This window comes from Coprococcus sp. RTP31081st1_H1_RTP31081_211007 (genome assembly GCF_040227275.1).
GTDB classification, from domain to species: Bacteria; Bacillota; Clostridia; order Lachnospirales; family Lachnospiraceae; genus Coprococcus; species Coprococcus aceti.
On the sequence record NZ_JBEHVP010000002.1, the window covers coordinates 329,310 to 352,294 of the forward strand.

A 22,985-nucleotide genomic window follows, 5' to 3' on the forward strand; every position below is an offset into this window, starting at 1 on the left:
TCATTGCCTACTACGCATCAGATCTTGAATACGAGTTCTTCATCTGATTGCTGAGTTCATAGAGAACCCTGCCAAGGGTTGCATTTGCCTCACGTCTCACCATGTCTGTGGTCTCCTGGTTGGCCTGCTGGCGGAGTTTCTCGCCCAATGGCTGTTCATTCATAATATCATCATATCTGTATATTATCTCATGTGCCTTGGACATGACTTTCTCCTCGTACCTTTCGATATGGAACACCGACTTCGCATAAGATGCATCCGCCATCGCCGCGATCATACGGCTGGTCCAGTAGAAGTTGTCCGTGGAAACATCCGCCCCTGTATTTGCCAGATACTCAGGAGTCGTGTCTACATTTGCATAGAAAGGAACCATGACATTGAATGCATTCGATGCAAATGCTATCCACTGTACAGCGCAGATATCCTCTCCAACATATGGTCTCATCTGGATCGCCGACATGAAATCCGTCCTGTTCACACCTATCGATCTATATGCCCCGCGCATCTTATTGTCGCCGTAATTGCCGTACGGATCATACGGAGTTCCCTGATAATGCGAAGAAAGCACATACTTCACATCCTCCATGGTTATCTTCTTCTCTGGTATCATGCACCATGGAATGTCATCCGAAACCGGCGTAAAGTCCGCATCCGGTCCGTCCCAGACTGCCGAATTCGGGTTGAGCGTCCGCTCCATGAACCATGCCCTCGGGGTGTTGTACACGTGATCCGCATCGTCGTGGCTGCCGAATATATCCCGTGGACAGATCGTGTCCTCCATATTCTCCACGTTCAGATGATACTTCTCTATAAATGCTGGAAGATCTGCCGAGCACATGAACTCGCTCTGCGCTCCCATTGCGTCTGCCATATCAAATTCGTCCATACCAAACTGGTTTGGCATGACAACATACACATCATCAGGAACTTTTCTCGCGATCCAATGATGTCCTCCGATGGTCTCAAGCCACCAGATCTCGTCTACATCCTGAAATGCAATTCCGTTCATCTCATAGGTTCCATATCGTTCAAGCAGGCTGCCAAGTCTCTTCACGCCCTCTCTTGCGCTCTTTATATATGGAAGTGTAATGCTGACTATATCCTCCTCGCCGATACCTCCAGTCTTCTCAGACTTATCTCCCTCCGCAGGCTCATAGCACACCAGTGGATCCGCGCCGAGCACTCTTGGATTTGAGGTTATGGTCTCCGTCGCCGTCATAGCCACATTTGCAGAATTCACTCCGCTTGCCGCCCAGATTCCTTCGCCCGCCAGCGCATTTGGAACACAGGTGTAACGCATCGGATCATCCGGAAGTTCAATCTCCACATGGGATATCTCCGACTTGTATATTCTTGGCTGCTCCTCCGGCTTCACAACCACATATTTCTTCGGCGTGTACGAACCGGCACCCGAATCGTCATTTCTCGCTATTATTGTTGAACCGTCATAAGACGCATTTTTTCCTACCAATATTGTTGTACATGGCATGATCTATTCCTCCATTTTTTTAATATTTTTCATCTTTTTTATAATTAAAAATATAATATATCCCGCAAGGCTTCCGAGGATATTCATAACTACATCATCGAGCTGGCAGTAACCGCGCTCCGTTATAAGCTGAACCGTCTCTATGCAGACACTGCACAGAAATCCAAACAGTACAGTACATTTGGACAACCTGTCTACCGCCCTGCCATCGCCATTCTTACTTCCAGCCACCGCCAGCGGGAAAAGCACGCCGAACGGCACAAAGAGCAATATATTTTCTATGACAAATGCGTGCTCCTGGGGCGTCACTCCCCACGTCTGAAACAGCGTCATGTCAATGCCTTGCCTTGAGCCCGGCTCTCTGGACAGGAACACAGTAACTGCCATCACCGCCAGATACACCACCAGCAGGAACCACACTATTGACTTCTTCACACGTCCTCCGGCACTAACCTTTTTCCCCGCATGGCTCACTGTATACACGAGATAGGCCACGACTGCTATGCATCCGCACAAAATGCCTATCGGAAGGTAGCCCGCGACCTCCATTATATCTTTTATAATAAGTTCAAACATACATTCCCCTCAATAATTTCTACTATACTATGTCTTGCTGCTCATTATATCATATATCATCGTGCGCAAGCGCGATGACCTGCGCACGCATCAGCGTGCTACATTATACCACGATTCCCAACATGTGTCATTTTACACATTGTTTACATACACCGCGTCTGATATACTTTACATGTCAGTCCAACTAACCATTTGGACGGGCTGAACAAATATAGAACAGGAAATATCCAACATGATAATAGCAAAAAAAATTCTAAAAATAACTTGTATTGTCCTCGGCGTGATCCTTGTGGCCACCATAATATTTGTGGGAGTTCTCACTATAACAGAATACAAGCCAGACGATTCCGAATCCCTTGAGGTCACATCCGGAAGCACATTTGGCAAAAATGCAACCGGCTCAGCCAAGCTTTCACCATCTGTCGGCGACTCCATATCCATCGTGACATGGAATCTCGGCTACGGATCCCTCGGTGCAAATGCTGACTTTTTCATGGACGGAGGAGACAGTGTGTACACTTCCACAGCCAAGCAGGTAAACGACAATATGGAGGCCATCACATCAGAGCTGAATTCACTTGCCGCTGACATCTTTCTTCTCCAGGAGGTTGATGAACGATCATCCAGAAGCCACAAGATAAACGAAGCCGATATTTTGAAGGAAAAGCTGCCGTCATACACAAGCTCATACGCCTACAACTACAAAACACTCATGGTTCCATATCCACTTCCACCGATCGGCAGAGTGACATCAGGAATAATGACTCTCAGCTCATTTGAAGTATCGGATGCAGAAAGAATACAGCTTCCATGTCCATTTCCCTACCCGATCAGACTGTGCAACCTGAAAAGATGCCTGATCGTGTCCAGAATACCGATTGCCGGAAGTGAACACGAACTCGTCATAATAAATCTCCACCTGGAGGCTTATGACTCAGGCGAGGGCAAAGCCGCCCAGACCAGGATGCTCGCCGACATTCTCCAAAATGAGGCTGCAGCAGGGAACTACGTTATCGCAGGAGGCGACTTCAACCAGACTTTTTCAAATGTGGATCTGTCCGTATACCCTCAGCAGTCCGCTGACCTGTGGGCACCAGGAAGCATAGATGTATCTGAATTTGGAGATTCCTTCACCTGCACCACCGATTCCTCAGCTCCGACATGCCGATCCCTGGACAAACCATACGAAGGACATGACCACGAGAGTTTCCAATATTATGTCATCGACGGATTCATAGTATCGAGCAATTTGCAGATCAACTCCACAGAGACCATAGATCTGGATTTTAAAAACAGCGATCACAATCCGATAAAACTCGATGTTGCGTTGAAATAAACTATATTTTCAGTTGTTTTATGCATGTTATTTTAATTAACATTAATTATGCATAATTTTATGTTTAAAATACATTTTTCTCTTGATTTATGCCGTTTTTACATGTATTATGGCATTGTAAATGTTATAAATATTAACATTTATTGCTAGTTTTGAATAATACTTCTAAGAATAATAGAGAATACTCATCAGAGAAAGGAATTTTGATCATGAAGAAATTATCACAGTCACGTCTCGCCGACACTGTCATGAACGGAAGAAAAGAAAAAGGTATGACCCAGGCTCAGCTCGCCGATGCAACCGGTATCAACAGAGCACTCATTTCCAGAATAGAGCAGAAGGATTTTGTTCCTTCTATAGAGCAGCTCGAAAGTTTGTCAGAGGTTTTGAACTTCGACCTCACAGAAATGTTCATCAATACTGGCGCACACAAGCTCGAGTCTCCATCCCCACTGAACATTGCAGTGGCAGGAACCGGTTACGTTGGTCTGTCCATTGCGACCCTGCTGGCACAGCACAACCATGTAACGGCAGTTGACATCATCCCTGAAAAGGTTGATCTCATCAACAACAAGAAATCCCCTATACAGGACGACTATATTGAGAAATATCTCGCCGAGAAGGAGCTTGATCTCACAGCAACTCTCGATGGCAAATCAGCATACAAGGATGCAGATTTCGTAATCATAGCTGCTCCGACAAACTACGACAGCAACAAGAACTATTTCGACACATCAGCCGTTGAGGCCGTTATCGAGCTCGTCCTCAAGGTCAACCCTGATGCCATCATGGTCATCAAATCAACTATACCAGTTGGATATACCGAGTCCGTAAGGAAGAAATACAACACGTCAAATATCATTTTCAGCCCAGAGTTTCTTCGTGAATCAAAGGCACTGTACGACAACCTCTATCCATCAAGGATAATTGTCAGCACAGACAAGAATGACGAGAAGATAGTTAAGGCATCCCATACATTTGCCGCACTGCTTCAGGAGGGTGCCCTCAAGGAAGATATAGACACTCTGTTCATGGGCTTCACCGAAGCTGAGGCTGTAAAGTTATTTGCAAATACCTATCTTGCACTCCGCGTGTCCTACTTCAACGAGCTTGACACATACGCAGAGATGAAGGGACTTAACACACAGGACATCATAAACGGCGTATGTCTCGACCCAAGAATCGGAACACACTACAACAACCCATCATTTGGATACGGCGGATACTGTCTGCCAAAGGATACAAAGCAGCTCCTTGCCAACTACAACGACGTGCCTCAGAATATGATGAGCGCCATCGTTGAGAGCAACAGAACGAGAAAGGACTTCATCGCAGACCGCGTTCTCTCCATCGCAGGCTACTACGACTACAACAATAACGGTGATTACTCAGCAGCCCAGGAGAAGGAATGTGTCATAGGTGTATACAGACTGACGATGAAGAGCAACTCCGACAACTTCCGCCAGAGCAGTATACAGGGTGTCATGAAGCGTATCAAAGCCAAGGGCGCAACCGTCGTTGTATATGAGCCAACCCTTGAAGACGGAACCACATTCTTCGGAAGCAAAGTTGTAAATGACCTAGACAAATTCAAATCCATGTCCGACGCTGTCATCGCCAACAGGTACAATTCATGCCTCGACGACATCAAAGACAAGGTATACACAAGAGATCTGTTCCAGAGAGACTAATCTTCAAGAAGACCTTTAAGAACATTTTTATAACATAAAAAATAACCGAATGATACGAATTAAAACTTGTATCATCCGGTTATTTTTTGTCAATATTTCTTATGAATTAGCCTGAGCCTTGAGCTCCTCAAGCATCTGAGGAAGTCTTGTATCCATCTCGTCATCCTTGAACTGACATGTACCAACCTTCCTGTGTCCACCGCCACCATACTTGAGCATAAGGCTTCCAACATCCATGGTCGCTGTGCGGTTCAGGATACTGTATCCAACTGCTGCCGAACATCCCTGTCCACCACGTCCGCTTACTATCCACGCTGACACATTCTGTTCAGGATACATACTGTATATCATGAAACGATTGCCGGTGTATATCGGATCCACTCCGCGAAGATCGCTTATGATAAGATTACCGTCCACTATGGTATGTGCCTTGACCATCTCCTTGAACTTCTCTGTCTGCTCATTATACAGAACTATTCTCTCCTGTATGTCCGGCAGGGCAAGTATCTCATCAGTGGTCATGGTACGACATGCATCTATAAGCTTCTCCATGAGCTGATAGTTTGATATGGTGAAATTTCTGAATCTTCCAAGTCCGGTTCTAGGATCCATCAGGAATCCAATAAGTATCCATCCCTTTGGATTCTGTACCTCATCAATGGTAAGATTACCTGAATCAACCTTATCAACAGCCTCCATCATATCGTCAAACTGCGGAAATCTCTCTCTGCCTCCATAATACTCATAGATTATTCTAGCGCACGATGGAGTTATACGACTCTCCCCCTTGTATTTACCCTCAAGCGCCAATCTCTCATGCTCACTTGAATGATGATCGAACCAAAGTCCGCAGCCCTCAACAAATGGCACATTTGCAAGGCAGTCATCCTCCGTAACCTCAATCAATCCGTCCTGAAGATCCTTCGGATGCGCAAACTTCCAATGATCAATAATTCCCGCTTCCTTCAGCAGTGCGCCACACGCAAGTCCATCAAAATCCGATCTTGTAACCAACCTCATAGTAAATCCTCCCTGGTATTGAACTTCAGCCCTGTAAAACTGGGCTGAATAGTTCATTTTCCGTAACAAATATATCTTAATTATATAGAAGCGGGTGGGGTATTTCAAGGAGCATTTTTATCAGTGAGAGGGCCCGCCATTCCAATCAGAGATCCGCTTGCCGAGTTCCGTAACTTGTTTCTTCACATCCAGCATACCAGCCATGTTCTCCAAGGTCATATGCTCCGCAACACTCCTTGCAAACTTGACCTTTTTGCCTGCAAAGCCTCTGTAATACGGCTCTATGTAACCAGGAAACAGCTCATACTGTCCACACGGCTTCTTCAAACTGATTCCCAGAACTTCCTCTATGACTTCCTTTGGGATGTAATTTTCTATCTCCTTGCCCTTAGTAACCCATGACATCATCCCAAGATCATCAAATTCCTGAATTATTCTCTTCTTGGTATCATTCAGCCGTGCATTTCTGCCTCTCTTATCACTGTCCATTACAATGACTGCATTTCTATTTGTCTTGATCACACTTATGAGTTCCGTCACTTCCTCAACCGAATACTGTGACAATAACCTTCCGCCATAATACAGGAACTGATAATGCACTCCCTCCACGAACCGATCCGGGAAATACATGTCTAGCCAGTGTTTTATATACACTCTGTCTGATGGTCCTTCCACCCATATAATCCCATTTGACTGAAGAAGATCGCTTGCCTTCACGTCCAGATCATCCAGTATCCGGGTCTTGTCCAGATACGATTCTATCCTTTTGACAAATGCTCTGCCGTCCTGCTTGTACACATGGAATATCACAGCATCGTCCTTGTCGTAGAATGCATTTATCGCCACATGGGAATGGGTCGTGATGAACACCTGAACATCATTCTTTTCAGCAAATTCATATATATACTCAAACAGTTTCCTCTGCATGGCAGGGTGAAGATTATTCTCAAGCTCCTCAAAACCATAGATCATCTTCTTATCCTTATACCCCTCCAGCTCCGGTATAACCAGCAGATTTAGCAGCACCAGAATGATCGTCTTAAGACCGCTTCCCATGCGTGACAAAGGGCACCTGCTCATGCCCTTTTCCTTGAGAAACACCTCCCACCGGATATTCCCATATCCATCCTGTACCTGCTGCACCCTTATGCTCTCAAATACAGCCTCCGGACTCATGATCTCATTTACCGCTTTTAGAAGAGTGTCCTCAATTATCGTCTCATCGTAACTGCTATTGTTCAGAAATGCCCTAATAATGTTGCTTGCACCACTGCCAGTGCTGGACAGATCCTCCAGAGTCTCACCAAGCTTCTCTTCCTCCTCGGGAACAATATTGCGCTCCGCAGCAACGTGTCTGAATACATATCTGTCCCTCTCATTACCTATATCAACTCCCACTCCATTTGCATATGAAGTATTCCATAGAGGCAGTCTGTCATTCCACTCCACTATGTAACCACCACTGTCCTCAGGCTCCACCCTGTATCCTATCGAACGTCCATTTGACAGGTTCCACATGGTTCCGCTTGTATAACCTTGAATTGATGAATACCCACGAAGCAAGCTGTCACACATCTCCCGGGTGACCGGTATCTCCGCGATGATCTCGTCCGCACAGGATGCGATCTGCTCTCTGAATGCATACATCCTGTCATACATCATCCCCACCACGTCGATGACACTTGATTTTCCGCTGTTGTTCTTGCCGATTATCACTGACACCCTTGGGAGGTTGTCAAGTTCTGTGTATGTGTCGGCGGTGAAGGCTTTGTAGCCTTTGAATCTTATTCCTTTGTACATAGAGTTTTCTCTTCTAATTATATCTGCTTCATAACGTCCCTTATCAGTTTTGTTAAGGGGCGCTTGCCCATCTCGTTATCAATTAATGTTATACCATATAATAACTCTTCAACGGATGTTGTTGTTTGAAAAACTCCAGGAAATGCATGTCTCAACATATCTATATACTGTTCTGAAAAAATCTTTCTTTTTACAAGGACATCGTGAACATCAATATTATGCATCTTATAAATATCATTCAATTCCAATACACTTAACTGATCCGCATATCGGGAATCCAAACTCTCCGCCTTCACGTCTATTGAGTCTGAATTTACCAAATAGTCCGCATTTGATATATCATATGAAAACCTTAGTATATCGTCAGTTTTATTTGATGTATCATGAGGATTTATCTTAAATATCGCATCTTTCTTTTTCATATTGCAAGTTGAACAACATGGAATCAAATTGTAAAACGACGCTGCAAGTATGGTGTATCTACTCTTGGAATAGAAATGATCCAACTGACACGTAGTAACATTTTCTCTCGAAAAAACATAATTTCGATTGCAATATGGACATACTCTTGTGTCCAACATTTTTAACAGCAGCTTCTTTGCCTCCGGCCTCATATTCTTATATAGAGTATCAATTACATACGAATTCCCTCTCTTTTTGTATAGAGAACCGGGCGATTCCATTATCCTGTTTCCATCATCATCTATCACATCATCATATAATTTATCTGTTATAAGCTGAATATATGTTTTTTTATCCAGACTATCCTTTATACGTTCCAATTCATCCGGCGTTGCCTCTACGACAGCCCTATAGCTTTTAAATTTGCTATCAATCTTGCCGAGATAATCCTCACACCATGCATCCAAATCATCTACCTTTTTTCTATTTCTTAGATTCAAATCAGCAAACTCATGGACAATTTCCCGACGTTCCTCCTCGCCATATTTATTACAGAATTCCAAATTAATCATTATGTCTTCTCTCTAGCACCGCTATCCGTTCCTCTATCTGTCTCTTTCTAATTCTAAGATTATTTAATTCACTGCCGCCAAAACAATCAAAATATTTATTAAGAACCGCCGCCTTCAATAATGGATCTCCAATCATATTTATAGATTCATATATGCGATTTCTTCTATCTAAATACATATCCCCATGACAATTATCAATTTCTTTTATAATATCGTTTATGTACTGCTCAGCAAACACTCCCATAGTGTGCTTGTTCAAATAAAACGTATCATTTAAAATTGTAAATACATCTCGTCCAAAGGATTGCTGGTGATCCTCTCTTTTATCTATCGATATCCTACCATCTTTCACATCCTGCAAATATACTATATTCTCCCGGGGAATATCCGAAATACAGAGAGGAGAATGTGTAGCAAATACGATCTGAACCTTATACTTTGAGAATTGACTCCGAATTTCTTCCAACAACTTCTTCATAAATATAGTCTGCCAATCCGGATGCAGATATAAATCCAGTTCATCAATTAATAAAAGTACCGTTCCTCTCAAACTGACATTAAAATTTTTATATATTTTTGAAAACAGCGGTATCAGATTTAACCATGTAAATATATTTTGAAACGCCCGTTCACCTGAAGACATTCCACCTATCTCAATATTTAGATATGTAAGAACAAAGCCTGTCCCCTGATAAAAACACTCAAATATATAGTCTACAAATCGCCTATATCCAACCGGATTATCCCTATAGCAAAATAACGTTTTATATCCATCATCCGTTATTGTTGTATACTGTTTTACTATCGTTTCTAAGCCCTTAATCTCTTTCAGTGCCTGTTCTATATAAGAATCACCCTCACAAAAATAATTTATCAGTTGTATTGCATAACTGTATGGAATGAAATCCATATCATCTATATAATCCAAACCATAGTACATCGTTATTTCTAACAATAAATGTGCATACATATATTTTATCAACGTGCCGCCAGGCCACTCAGGCAACGATTTCTCTATTTTATATATGACTATATCTAATTCTAAGTGATCTGTATCATTATTGAAATCATCAGAATAAATTTCCGGATAAGGATTTTTAAAACAAGATGCTATCAATATATCATTTCTGAAGTTTCCAATATACTCTGAAGCTTTTCCTATATCAAATAAACGCTTAATATAAAGTATATCGCATAAACTATAAAAATCTTTTTTTCCATTTGCATTTCTCTCCATCACAGAATCTATATATTCCTTATTTATTCTATAAATATAAGTACCCTGCGAATACAACTGATCGTAATAAATAGCTGCAATGTTATCAATTGTGGATGGAGTTAGTGTAATATCTTCAGCCTTTGAAAATGCATATCCCATCCCTCCAGCAGAACCAAATGAACTATTTGTAATATATACTTTTGTAATATCTGAAAATCCGTACAATTTCTCAGGATACTCCCATATAAACCATCATTTGTCATATCAACAACCTCAAACCCAGTATCATTTCTGAACAACCTAAGGTTATGATATATTTTTATAATTCCTGTATCATCCCGTAACACAATAATACGATATGATTGTTGCAATCTTTCCTCATAATAATGTTTATATTTAGCCGATGTAATTTCCCCTACAGTCCCACAAGTTAGCAACTGTAGCGCTTTTAATATCGAAGTCTTTCCCGTTCCATTTTTCCCAACTATGGCTGTTACATTCTCTATTACATCATTTCTGAATATATTCTCTACACCTTTCCAGTCTCTCAGGTACAATACAGAATACAAACCATCATATTTGACATCAAAACTATATTTTGGTGATAGGTTCACGCCTGTTTTATCCAACACTCCAGATGCTGCCTTATTAAACCATACATAAAGTATCTCCATTTTATCCCCCTGACCCGTTTACAAAAATGATAAACATGCTCTATATGTTTATTGTGATTTGGTACATAGTTTTTAGTAATGGACTTGCATACACAAAATTCGTTGTGGCTTAACTCTTTCATATTACATCAACTGTAAAATACACCTACTATCAAATTCTTTCAAAAATACTCATCGTCAGACTCATAATCTCCTTCATCTTCCTCAAATTCACACTCTTCGTCACATTCATCGTCGTATTCATATACACCCTCATCAATTCTAAGTACTTTGATATCTGCAATCTCATTAACATAAATTTCATCTTTAAGTACCAATCTTTCAGTATCATCCGATTCCCATATTACTGGTACATCCGCTAATACACTAACTAGTAATATCATAGTCGCACTACCAGCTGACCACTCTTCTCCAGCAGTATGATTACACGCTTCAAAGCTCGTCTCTATTTGTAAATATACTGTCAAGTATACGTTTTCTTCATCATAGTACTCCATGTCTATATCAGTAATAGTAGCGCCTATCAATTCATTCAACTCAGGCTCATCTACACAACAATCTACTATATCCTCCAACTTTGTTTTTATTTCGTCAGACTCATATAAAAATGTTCCTACTGCTTTAAATAGTTCTTCCTGATTGAATACATCATATTTTTCTTCAAGCTGATCTTTTATTGACGATATCTCAATAAATTGTTCAACTGACATGTCTAAATACCTCTTACATTCTTTCCAAAAATCAGTAAGCGATAAAATTATTATCTCATGTTCTGTATTCTCTTTAAATTCCTGCAAATATTTTAAATGAGGCTTTCCTTCCAAAAACCAATCGCCCTTAGCTGTATCTGCAGTAACAAAAATCATATCCTTCTGTTCTTGTTCAGATTTCTTCTGTAACAATTTCCATATATATAAGTCATTATATTTATTACCATTCTTTTTTTAGAATCTTCTGCCCCAGGGCACATTACTCCTGAATCGTATCTATGTATTAACTCACTCTTTTCATCCGTAGTCAAAACTACTTCATCTGGAACAAGAATCTCATCAAACAAATCTTCAAAATCTAAATCATATGTGTTTGATTTAGATTTTTCCACAATATTATTATACTGTGCTTCCGTAATCCCTTTGTTACCATAGATTTCATCTATCAGTTGCCTGAATTCTTCTGAAAATCCTTTTTTCTCCCATCTATTCAATGTGCCTTTAATTTTGTCCCACGGAATAGGTCTTTTTTTCAAATTATTAAAAATTCCTTTTTTGTACTTCTGTTCATATATGCTTTCTTTTATTGCAGTTCTTTGTTTAGAAAATTCCTGTATATTTATTTCTGATTCCCATAGTTTCCCGACTCTCAAAAGGTAAGATAGCGCATCCTTAATATTTACAGCATATTTCGATTCCCACTCATACATTCTTCCTAAGCTACATGTATCAAAAGATACAATACCATCTCCCCATACATCATCAAATTTTATCATTTTCTCTCCGTTCATATGTAATAAGGTTTACACTACATGCGTTTTTAGCAGAAATTATTTTCTAAAAATTATTATATCAAACATATTGGAATATATAATCCTAATTCAAACTGTAACACCTTATCCCAATTTGTTAGTTATTATATATTTAACATATCAGCATACTATTTGTCATTGTCAATAGTTTTATTATATATTATATATATTATCAAGTGAATATTTTTAGTTATTGTTTTCCTTAAATAGTTAATTATTTTATCCTTTATTTTTAGTTTATTGAAATCAACTAAAAATCATTCACCAACTAAAAAAAGGAACTCAAAATTTGAGTTCCTTTTTAACTTTCTTATTTAATATTTTATTTTTCTACACCATTACCAATTTGTTGAAATGAGTTTTTATGCAGCTGCTGTATCACTCCGCAAATATAAAATCCAGCTCATCCATCCCATCCAAATGCCCCGAATAAGAACTATCACCATCATAAATGTCGCTATAATCTCTGTCACCAGGATCAGCAAGCACATCGCACACATAACTCTCGATCTCACCAGTATCTGCCCAGATATCATATCTGGATAAATCAATGTCATCTGTTATCGCACGAGGGAATACCGCCAATTTATCTGTCACATCGTCATATATATCATTCCGCACACAATCCGCCAAAATATTGACAACCTTATCTACATCAACTTCATGATACATTCCGTTGTATACCATGTTCTCATTGAAAAGTTCATACATATCCTGATTTGTATAACTTTCCGATCTGTCATATCCATCTATGTAATCCTGCACAGCCTTGTCCAACTTTTCCACGATAACATCCCTTGACACTAATCCGCACAGTTCCAGTCCATTATTCTTCAGATTTTCTTCAAATACACAAAAATCGTCAAAATCCATCGAATCCAGCAGGTCATCCAACGCCTCTGACGACAAATGTTCACGTGTACCATAATATGATGCCAGCGGCTCTGAAAGCAAAGAAGGCACTACAGTAAATGTACTTGCTTTGTTATAAAACGCATATGGCAAAGACTCCACAAATGTCCTGACAATATCTCTGTATTGCTCCATGCATATACCCAGCTCACATATATTCGACAATATGACAAGCTGCCTTTCAACATCGCTTTTGAAATTGTATTTACTTGCATCTCCAGATCTAACAATATCCACTATGTCCGGGCCGAATCCTCTGACAATCTGAATATATTCCGTGGCGTTTCTCCCGATTTCTTCAACCTCAGGTTCATTCTCGTCCAGATAATTCTTCAAAAAATCATTTACAGATGGGTTGATAGCTCCAATTTGCCGCACGCCTTTGTTCTCTATGATCTTGACAAATGTTCCCTCCATCCGCTTCAATACTGTTTCCCACACATTTCGGGTTGTGTCTATATCAGTTCTTTTCGTAATACGAGCATTGAATACTCTGCGCAGTACCTTGTCCTCCACACCAACTTCCGTCAACGAAAACAGTGAGGTAAGGAAAATCCTGTCTTCTGCCTTGAGCCTGTTGTTAAACTCATCTCTCCAGATTTCAGTAGGATTATCCAGGCATCTCCTTATAAATTCACAATATTCGCCAGCAGCAATCTTGTTGGATACATTTTGCCGCGTAACATACTCTATGATACGCGGTGTATAATTCCTGTGTTTGACTATCCAACGATAATTATTATTTTTCAGGATCTGAACATAATGATCCGATGGTATATTTCTGAAATACAAATGATTCTTGAATATCCTTCCCTTGTCTTCAATGGTCATAGAATCCATATCAATATACTGGAGCCGCACCTTCTCCGTATCTATAAAACTGTTCAGCTCTATGTAAGCTTCCTTCGCATGCTGAAATATCGTCACCCTGGAGTTCATGATGAGTTTCTTGTTCTTATGCATCAACACATATTTGATCAAAGACATCAGTTCATTTTCCTGGGTGTCCTTCATTCTGAAGTAATACTGTCCAAGGCAGTCATCCAACAGAATAATCTCTTTAGATTCCTTATCAACTGACAAAGCTTTCTTTATGCTCTGCAGATCCCCATTTGTCGTATAAATAATCCGGTAACCCAGTGCTGCGTAATACAAAGCAAGCATCTTGGTCGTCATGGTCTTTCCAGTTCCCGGCATTCCAAGAATCATCAACAAACGATTACGCTCAAGGACATCTATACACTGTCTGTAGCTCAATGTTTCAACAAATTCTCTCTGTTCCTCTTTTATGTTGTAGAGAAGCGTTTCGCAATCTATAAAAATATCTCTGCTATCAATCTCTTCCAATATATTTGCGGATTCAAGCCACAATTTGTAATGCTTGCGCACTATATCCATATTTGCCGGATCCTGCAGATACTCATCTATATCATTCAACGACAATATATTACATGAACCTTCCATGTATCCCGCAAACAAATTGAAAATCTCCGTCTTATTTGCAGGGGTAAGCTCCAATGCGCTGCACACATAATATTTCTCCGGTTTCAGCTCAGCAACCTTCGAAACCTCCTTCTTCAGGCTTGATATAAGATCACTGTATTTGCTATTGATATAATGCTTGACCTGTATAACAACATTTTTGCTCACAGTATCATCAGTTATATCTATGCCGCCATCTCGTCCCCTCGCAAATATCTGAAGGGGAACACCCAGCTTCTTCTGCATTATATCTTTGCATAAAATTTCAAATTCGTAGTCACACAGGTTTTTGTAATTAAACATCTTTTATCTCCAATAAAATCCATTACACATTTTGACAACATACAATATTTGTTTTATTTTAACTACTCATAACACTTGTCTTAGATGTAAAAAATTTTTGATATGAATGATTATATGCACAGAGGCCATGGCGTTTTTTACAGAATAAGCCCCTGACCACTAACCAAATTTGCATGTATACACCAATTGCCAGCCATTTCGGCTGGCAATCACTATTTTTGATATTAAGCTATGTAACGTCTAATTTTTACCACATCATAATACAAACAATTATCATCTTCCTTTTTCCATATTATCACCAATTTATGAGCCCATGTATCTACTAGATCTAATTTTACAATATGATGTAATCGGCGAATTTTCACACTCCTATCTTTTGGGGTTTTTATTGTAATTCTTCCGATTCTTCTCCCAATTCGAAAATTAAATGAATATCCAAAACGAACTATTCCTGTTTTTTGAATTGGAACTACCTTAACCACATTGTAACCTGTTTTAGAACAAATCTGTATATGCCCCCACTTAAGTCTATCAAGTTCCTCTTCTGAATATATTTCTCCTCTTGTGTCATTGAATGTAACAGCTTCATAACAAGACAACTTTTTTACCTGACTCGCAATTCTGTCGTACGGTTGATCCACAATTAATCTCATGACTACATCTTTTATTTTTCGAATCCACTTTAATCCACTTAATTTTATTATAAATACTTTACCTTTAGATGCATTGTCAATCGATCTTATTATCCTACGCGATTTTTTTGTAACTAATTGTAGTTGTCTTTCAGAACATCTATATAATCTCCAATTATCATGCCTTGAAAGATCCTCAATTTCATCAACATACATCTCTATAAGTTTATACAAATATGGCATCGTATATCGAAAATAATTTGCTCCATCTAACATTTTTGAAAATTCACCTAACAATTCTTCAAAGCATTGATTCCACTGCTCAATTCCCGCATTCTCAAGTTGCTTTATTTTTTGAGGTATAATCTTATAAGCCGGCTCAAACACTTTATTAAAATTTTCCTTTTCTAAAGTGTAAAAATTGTTAGCAACTTCTCTACGAAAAATAATAATTGTTACCGCAATTCCTAACATTGCCAAAATGCCATCATGTTCATCCGCATATTCAAGTAGTTCTAAAAAACCCTTAAGGAAATCGCCCATTCAAGTCTCCTTACTCGTTATCAGCTATATATTTATTAAAGGCTTGCATTGCACTTTCGTAACACTGCATTGATTCCTCAAACGCAAAATGTTCTTTTATTTCTCCTGGCGTCATATTTTTTCTCAATTCTTCAAAGAATCCAGTAAAAAAAGAACCTATTATCCTGTTTACATGTGCAGGGAAGCTTATAATATTCATACAGTCAATGTCTATTACATGTTTATTCCTTTTGTATGCGTCTCTCCCTGGACCAGGACCTGCAACAATACTCACATTATCAGGCACGTCTATTCTAATCTCTATATTCACCATCATTAACCTCCTCAAAATAAAAAATCATATTATATGCAACTCCTGGCATGTAAAATTTCGTTTTTAAAACTCCATCTTTATCAGGTATTTTGTATACAAACTGCCGTTCTGAATTAAATGCAATAAAACCGTCACTATCCGGAACAGTTAATTCTCTCTGTAAATGCATCGCACCATTTCCTGATAAAGCATAGCACTCATCTTTTTCACTATAATTACGTACTTTTTCAACCAATGTACTTATTCCAAGCCCACCATCATACCGATCTCCTGCTCTACCAGATATTCTTTGAAATGCCATAAGATTATAAAAATCTTTCTCAGAATATTCATTAGAAAAATATTTTTTATGTTCATTCCATGCTTTTCTTACTGTACCAATTCTTTGACGCTTTTGTATTATTTCATCTGAGGACAGAAAAATTTTAGTATATAAGTCACTCCACAATAACTTTTCTGAAAAATCATATACGACCAATGATATACTTGTATAATCTTTTCCCGTTAAAGATGTGGATCTTTCAAAACAAACGTCAATCATACAATTTGTTTTTCCGTGTTCAATCGCATTTGGCGCCAACTCTCCTATAACATCTGCCACCGCATCTATCGCTTTTTTACTGACATTGGCATTACTTAAAAAAGTACTGCACTCACTTATAGCTACCGAAGAATCCCACGGGCCTTCTCCAACTATTTTTTTAAACCTACTTGATCTATCGTATCGTGCAAAATAATCATCTTCTGTGATTTCATCACATAACAAATCTTTTACCGCAAGAAACGAATTACTAAAAAAACCTCTTCCCGCCTCTCCATAATAAAATCCATTTCGAATTCTTTTTTCTCTTATAGATAGTCCAATCTCCATATCTTTTCCTTTTTTTTCAGCATGATCAATATATGCATGTATTCCATATTTCGCATAATAATAATAAATAACATACTCAGTCATAGACACTGTTAAATCATCAGAAAAAACCAGTATATCACTAGAAAAAAATACTATTGCCTTTTTAATTCCTTTTTGACGAATTCTCTCTAATATAGAAATTATTTCTCTCAATGTTTCTAAAGTAAAAAAAAGTAATTTATAGTACCCAAAATCAACTGAATAATCAGGTGGCAGTTCTACTTGTTTTACTTTTTCCAGTTTATATAATAATAAATTTCCATAAACTACTTCACTCTTCTTTTTATTCGCATAACTCTTATCATTATTATTTTCAATAAGCAGTTTATCTTCCTTCAGCCATTCCATATTTTATCCTATTTTATCTCCACTCATTTTCTTCTCTTTATATCAATTCTTATTTTCAAACAAGAATATTATATCACATGACTATGAATATTGTTATACAATATGGCAATTCTTAACATTTTTTACACTATACATTTTCATTAAAATATATATTTATTCTTAGGTTTCATTTTTTCTATCTGCCGCTTCGAATTACATGTCTGAACTCATTAAAAAATCTATAAATTTTGTAACAGATAATTATTAGTTATCAATCAATTATACTATTGTTGCCACAATATTATTAAAGAATTTGCATTTAACTACATAACAATGAGGTCTCTCTATGATATTTATTTGTTTTTCACATGTTGAAAGATATATTGTTGCGCAATCTTTATCCTATCATTTGAAAAATTATGGATATAAAATATGGTATGATTATGATGAGCTTTTTATTGGAGATGATGGTGACTATCTCAACTTTGAAAGAGGGTTATATAAATCAAGATATGTAGTAGTAATTATATCCCATGCATTATTTGAAAGCCCCTGCGCAATTTCAGAGTTGGAGCAAATATATGAATTGCTAAAAAATAAAAAAATCGTTGTAATTCCGATATTATATAATATTACTGCTAAAGATGTCCCAGAAAAATTTCAATGGATAAATGATATTATATATACCGAAATAACAACAGAAAAAGAAACATTAGATGTTGCAACTCAAATATCAGCTAAATATTTGGAAGATATAGAACGTTTTATAAAATACTATAATGAGAAACGAATAAAAGAAAAGTTAGGATGGATGAGTCCTGTTCAATACAGACTCCATCTTCTAGCTGCATAAAGAAAAACGAGACGACCGAAGTCGTCTCGTAAAAAATCTAACTTTGAGGGGTCACCTCATACTTATAAAATATGACCTCTTATAAAGAGTGTGTGAAACTTTTTCTGTAAATAGCTAATAACAGCAAGGCCTTCTATGGTAAAATATAAATCATAGGAGGCCTTTTATTATGGCAAGAAGAGAAAAGAAACCTGTACACAAAGTAGTAATGACAGAGGGAAAGCGAAACATCATTCAGCAACTTCTTCAGGAGTATGATATTGAAACCGCTGAAGATATCCAGGATGCTCTTAAGGATCTGCTTGGCGGCACCATCAAAGAGATGATGGAAGCAGAAATGGATGATCATCTTGGCTACCAGAAATCTGAAAGATCTGATAGCGATGATTACCGCAATGGATATAAATCAAAGCGTGTAAACAGCAGCTATGGCAGCATGGATATCGATGTTCCACAGGACCGTAAATCAACATTTGAGCCACAGATTGTAAAGAAACGTCAGAAGGATATTTCTGATATCGATCAGAAGATTATCTCCATGTATGCCAAAGGGATGACGCCCCGGCAAATATCCGAAACCATCGAAGATATCTACGGTTTTGAAACATCAGAAGGCTTTATTTCAGACGTTACAGATAAAATCCTGCCTCAGATTGAAGACTGGCAAAATCGACCGCTGGATGAGGTATATCCAATTCTCTATATAGATGCCATCCATTATTCCGTACGAGATAATGGAGTGATCAGAAAACTGGCTGCCAACGTCATTCTTGGCATCAACACAGAAGGAAAAAAAGAGGTTCTTTCAATCACGGTCGGTGATAATGAAAGTTCAAAATACTGGCTGTCCGTCCTGAATGAGCTGAAGAATCGTGGTGTAAAGGATATCTTGATTATCTGCGCTGATGGTCTTAGCGGTATTAAAGAGGCAATTGCCGCTGCATTCCCCAAAACGGAGTATCAGAGATGTATTGTACATCAGGTAAGAAACACGTTAAAATATGTTCCCGATAAGGACAGAAAAGCGTTTACTTCCGACCTAAAAACGATTTACCATGCTTCCGATGAAGAGAAAGCTAGACTGGCTCTGGATCGCGTTACTGAAAAATGGACCGCAAAATACCCGAATTCTATGAAACGCTGGTATGATAACTGGGATGCAATAACGCCGATTTTCAAGTTCTCACCGGATGTCAGAAAGGTTATTTACACGACCAATGCAATTGAAAGTCTGAATTCTACCTACCGTAAGCTCAACCGTCAGAGAAGCGTATTTCCAAGTGATACAGTGCTCCTGAAAGCCCTGTATCTGGCAACTTTCGAAGCTACTAAAAAATGGACTATGAGCATTCGAAACTGGGGACAGGTCTACGGTGAACTCAGTATTATGTACGAGGGAAGACTCCCAGAATAACAGAATCTGTATACATGATGAGAAGGACGTTTTTGACGTCCACTCTTGACATGCCCGAAATCATGTCGTATATATAAAACAAGAGCTGGAAGCTCCAATTTAGTGCTTCCAGCTCAATCATTATCATAGAAGATTATTATTTACAGACTTTTCTTCATAGTCTCTCTATAAAAATCCCCAACTTACACACTTTACTTGAAAAAACTAAAATCTATCAAGCGGATGTTGTATAGCCAGTGTCCAACTTGTTATTGAAATTTAGAATTGAAATTTACAAACACTAACAATTCTTTTATTATGTCAATCACCTTCCATAATATTCACCTCCACTACCTTTATCATATATTACAAAAGAAATTTTTCAAGACTGTTTTTTTTAAATTTCCAATTAATAGCATATGTGTAATTCACATTTGGTGAATCAATTTTTACTTCAGCCACATATACATCGTTCACATCCTTTATCTCTAATTCTTTAGATTCTATAAGTGTCTTCATTTCCAAATCTGCATACACATTATACGTAACATTTTCAAAGATATCATTTGTGTGCTTGCTTGATATTTTCAATTCCAAATAACGAGTCTTATTCCGTACTTTATGCGCTAGATATGGAGACATGACTTGTTTTTCATCTTTAACTTTTGTAACCACTTTGTATTTTAGTTTATTGTCTTGCTTTCTATCTGCTTTTATTGTATAGGTATATGGTAAAAAATCTGTAGTTTGTTCAATTCTTATATCTTCATCACTTTCTTCCGGTACTAATTCGGTTCCATCATAAGAACTTCCTGTCCAAACAATACTCTTTTTCACATCACATAATTCCTCTGCCAATATCTTTGCCTCAACAGATCTGTAACACTCTATCTCACTTCTATTGTTTGCGAATTGGAAATCAATACAAACTGATTCATATTCAATATCTCCATACTCTACCGTTTGCTCTTGTTCCTCACCCTGTGCAATCTTTTTTATACTTTCTTCTGTCAATAATTCCAATTCATCCTTTACCGCTATACGAGGCTCATATAATTCCAAATAGGTTTGACCAATAGCCCCAAAAAACAAATTCATACATGGATTGTTTTTCTTACCAAATGATAAAATATGCGTATATGATATTCCCGGATACGGATTTATATAGTATATATTCTTTATCCCAAGTTGATATGCCTTTTTTGCACACAATTCACACGGACTTGCCGTGGTAAACAAATTTCCTCCCATAACCGGGGATCCGCCATACTTAGAAATCTGTAAAAAGGCATTTTCTTCAGCATGTAAAGCTCTGGTATACACTTGATTCTTATCTCCAGTCATGCCATTATATACATCCTTGAAACAATATGTCATTTTTCTTCCACAAAGTTTATTTTCTACTTTATTATCAATTTTTTGCATTACTTCCGAAAATCTATTATCCTCTAGTTCAAATTTACTAAACGATTCTCCATCTCTATTTTTACAATATCCCTGCACATCTCGTAACATGCATGGGATCTGCCCTTTGGGTACGTCATTCCATCCGACAGACTGAACTGAATAATCCGCTCTTGTAACCACGGCACCCACCTGGCGAGACAAACATCCAGAATTAAATTTAGTGTTATATGCCAATTGCATACATCGTTCAATATGTGATGGTGTTACCAATCCCGGATGTATTATCAGTGCAATATACTTTATCAATTGTTCTGTAAGCTCATAATACTTATTGCCTGTAACAGAAGGGTTATACACATGAATACCTGCATATTCAATACACTTTTCTATACTTTGGTGATAAAATACACCTTCAGGTTCTTTTGTTTTTTCAGGATACTCTATATTATCCAAATTTTTCTGTTCTTCTAACGTAAGATAACTCAATCTATTTCTACGATCACTATCATCTGTACCTACCGCCATTAAATAAAATGCTCTGTATTTATCTCTCAAAAAAATAGATTCATATGGATTTCTTATTGCATCAATACATATTCTCGTAGAAGAATTTCCTTTAATCTCATTATATTTGCTTATTATTTTTATTAAATTATCTATTCTATGGGCAAAAAAATTATACTTTTTCTCATCAAATTGAGATACAAAAGGATCACCAGAACATCTTATGTTATTTCCAAATTTCTGCATTAAATATGTATACAAATGATACTTCGATTGTTGTTTTCCTCTCGTTTCATCATTATACACATAATAACAAGTATGTTCATCTAGAACGTCTCTAAACCTTTTTTTCTCCTTCTTTACTTGCATCATATAATAGTTATAGTATTCTTCAACTTGTATATCAGACAGTTCTTCAACATTTTTATTATCTAGACTTAAACTATACTTTTTAGCTTCTACAAAAACGTAACTCATCATACGTATTTGATCTATAAATTTGTCCTTTTCACCGATATGTAGACTTTCTATCATGGAATCATCGGTTATTCCATCTATAAATTTTATAAATTCTTCAATTCCAGACTCGAAAGCACTTGCAAAGATTAATGAACTCACTTCAATAACAGAAAATGGGAACCACCTACCGGGTTCTTTCATATAATCATATATTATACTAAACTTACGTTCATCACTACTTTTATAATCATAACTTTTTGCTGATTTCATGTGTAAATCTTCAAATTTACTAGTTTCAAGTATCTCCGCAACCTTACTACATCCCGAACCTGTTCTACCTGTTAAGCCTATAATAATTAGTTTTTCTTTACTCTCGTACACCTGCGAAATTGCATCTTTCATCTTATCTCCCCTTTCTTTTCCACTATGCTTTCCATCACAAAACCAATCCTCAATGAGGCACTTATCTTTTTATAATTTCTTTCTTAAATCGCATACATCATCATTCCGTATCATCTTATTACCATACAATCTCTATATTGAAATATTATAATAATCTATTATAATATTTCAATATTATTTTGTATTTTATGATTCTAAATAAATGCTCCACAGTGGGGATCCCCACTGTGGAGCATTTACT

The 22,985-nt window shown here is 37.8% G+C and carries 18 protein-coding genes; 4 read left to right on the forward strand and 14 right to left on the reverse strand.

Annotated elements, in window-relative coordinates; genetic code table 11:
* Positions 1 to 10: 10 nt before the first annotated feature.
* Positions 11 to 1,489, reverse strand: coding sequence for a C69 family dipeptidase (locus tag ABUA31_RS05625; protein WP_349818860.1), 1,479 nt, complete (start codon positions 1,487 to 1,489; stop codon positions 11 to 13).
* Between the two features lie 3 nt (positions 1,490 to 1,492).
* Complete coding sequence (locus ABUA31_RS05630; RefSeq protein WP_349818861.1) at positions 1,493 to 2,065, reverse strand: VanZ family protein; 573 nt, start codon at positions 2,063 to 2,065, stop codon at positions 1,493 to 1,495.
* Positions 2,066 to 2,297: 232 nt separating this feature from the next.
* Here ABUA31_RS05630 and ABUA31_RS05635 point away from each other — a divergent pair, with 232 nt between their 5' ends.
* Together ABUA31_RS05635 and ABUA31_RS05640 are read left to right on the forward strand one after the other, a co-directional pair.
* On the forward strand, positions 2,298 to 3,401 hold the full coding sequence (locus tag ABUA31_RS05635) for an endonuclease/exonuclease/phosphatase family protein (RefSeq protein ID WP_349818862.1): 1,104 nt from the start codon (positions 2,298 to 2,300) through the stop codon (positions 3,399 to 3,401).
* A 209-nt stretch (positions 3,402 to 3,610) separates the two neighbouring features.
* On the forward strand, positions 3,611 to 5,092 hold the full coding sequence (locus ABUA31_RS05640; protein WP_349818863.1) for a nucleotide sugar dehydrogenase: 1,482 nt from the start codon (positions 3,611 to 3,613) through the stop codon (positions 5,090 to 5,092).
* A 99-nt stretch (positions 5,093 to 5,191) separates the two neighbouring features.
* On the opposite strand, the gene ABUA31_RS05645 is transcribed toward ABUA31_RS05640, so the two are convergent.
* From ABUA31_RS05645 to ABUA31_RS05695, 11 genes are all read right to left on the reverse strand, one after another.
* Entirely contained in the window at positions 5,192 to 6,112 is a 921-nt protein-coding gene (locus ABUA31_RS05645) for a DHH family phosphoesterase (RefSeq protein ID WP_055145597.1), read from the reverse strand.
* A gap of 120 nt (positions 6,113 to 6,232) precedes the next feature.
* Complete coding sequence (locus ABUA31_RS05650) at positions 6,233 to 7,912, reverse strand: ATP-dependent nuclease (protein WP_349818864.1); 1,680 nt, start codon at positions 7,910 to 7,912, stop codon at positions 6,233 to 6,235.
* 17 nt (positions 7,913 to 7,929) lie between these two features.
* Positions 7,930 to 8,886, reverse strand: a complete 957-nt coding sequence (locus tag ABUA31_RS05655) for an HNH endonuclease (RefSeq protein ID WP_349093273.1) — start codon at positions 8,884 to 8,886, stop codon at positions 7,930 to 7,932.
* Complete coding sequence (locus ABUA31_RS05660; RefSeq protein ID WP_349818865.1) at positions 8,879 to 10,264, reverse strand: AAA family ATPase; 1,386 nt, start codon at positions 10,262 to 10,264, stop codon at positions 8,879 to 8,881. The genes ABUA31_RS05655 and ABUA31_RS05660 overlap by 8 nt, the downstream gene beginning before the upstream one ends.
* Positions 10,225 to 10,779, reverse strand: coding sequence for an ATP-binding protein (locus ABUA31_RS05665; RefSeq protein ID WP_349818866.1), 555 nt, complete (start codon positions 10,777 to 10,779; stop codon positions 10,225 to 10,227). The genes ABUA31_RS05660 and ABUA31_RS05665 overlap by 40 nt, the downstream gene beginning before the upstream one ends.
* A 161-nt stretch (positions 10,780 to 10,940) precedes the next feature.
* Complete coding sequence (locus tag ABUA31_RS05670) at positions 10,941 to 11,681, reverse strand: hypothetical protein (RefSeq protein ID WP_349093271.1); 741 nt, start codon at positions 11,679 to 11,681, stop codon at positions 10,941 to 10,943.
* The gene (locus ABUA31_RS05675; protein ID WP_349818867.1) at positions 11,642 to 12,265 is read right to left on the reverse strand and encodes a hypothetical protein; all 624 of its coding nucleotides are present in this window, start codon (positions 12,263 to 12,265) and stop codon (positions 11,642 to 11,644) included. The genes ABUA31_RS05670 and ABUA31_RS05675 overlap by 40 nt, the downstream gene beginning before the upstream one ends.
* Before the next feature lie 414 nt (positions 12,266 to 12,679).
* Positions 12,680 to 14,998, reverse strand: coding sequence for an nSTAND3 domain-containing NTPase (locus tag ABUA31_RS05680; protein WP_349818868.1), 2,319 nt, complete (start codon positions 14,996 to 14,998; stop codon positions 12,680 to 12,682).
* A 224-nt stretch (positions 14,999 to 15,222) separates the two neighbouring features.
* A complete protein-coding gene (locus ABUA31_RS05685; RefSeq protein WP_349818869.1) occupies positions 15,223 to 16,173 on the reverse strand; it encodes a hypothetical protein in 951 nt (316 codons plus the stop codon).
* A 10-nt stretch (positions 16,174 to 16,183) separates the two neighbouring features.
* A complete protein-coding gene (locus tag ABUA31_RS05690) occupies positions 16,184 to 16,486 on the reverse strand; it encodes a hypothetical protein (RefSeq protein WP_118016822.1) in 303 nt (100 codons plus the stop codon).
* Positions 16,467 to 17,747, reverse strand: coding sequence for a hypothetical protein (locus ABUA31_RS05695; protein ID WP_118016823.1), 1,281 nt, complete (start codon positions 17,745 to 17,747; stop codon positions 16,467 to 16,469). The genes ABUA31_RS05690 and ABUA31_RS05695 overlap by 20 nt, the downstream gene beginning before the upstream one ends.
* A gap of 325 nt (positions 17,748 to 18,072) precedes the next feature.
* Here ABUA31_RS05695 and ABUA31_RS05700 point away from each other — a divergent pair, with 325 nt between their 5' ends.
* Complete coding sequence (locus ABUA31_RS05700; RefSeq protein ID WP_349818870.1) at positions 18,073 to 18,579, forward strand: toll/interleukin-1 receptor domain-containing protein; 507 nt, start codon at positions 18,073 to 18,075, stop codon at positions 18,577 to 18,579.
* A 169-nt stretch (positions 18,580 to 18,748) separates the two neighbouring features.
* Positions 18,749 to 19,993 (forward strand): IS256 family transposase, encoded by a 1,245-nt coding sequence (locus tag ABUA31_RS05705; protein WP_349818871.1) that lies wholly within the window; start codon positions 18,749 to 18,751, stop codon positions 19,991 to 19,993.
* 345 nt (positions 19,994 to 20,338) lie between these two features.
* On the opposite strand, the gene ABUA31_RS05710 is transcribed toward ABUA31_RS05705, so the two are convergent.
* Positions 20,339 to 22,744, reverse strand: a complete 2,406-nt coding sequence (locus tag ABUA31_RS05710) for a cytidine/deoxycytidylate deaminase family protein (protein ID WP_118016826.1) — start codon at positions 22,742 to 22,744, stop codon at positions 20,339 to 20,341.
* Positions 22,745 to 22,985: the final 241 nt, after the last annotated feature.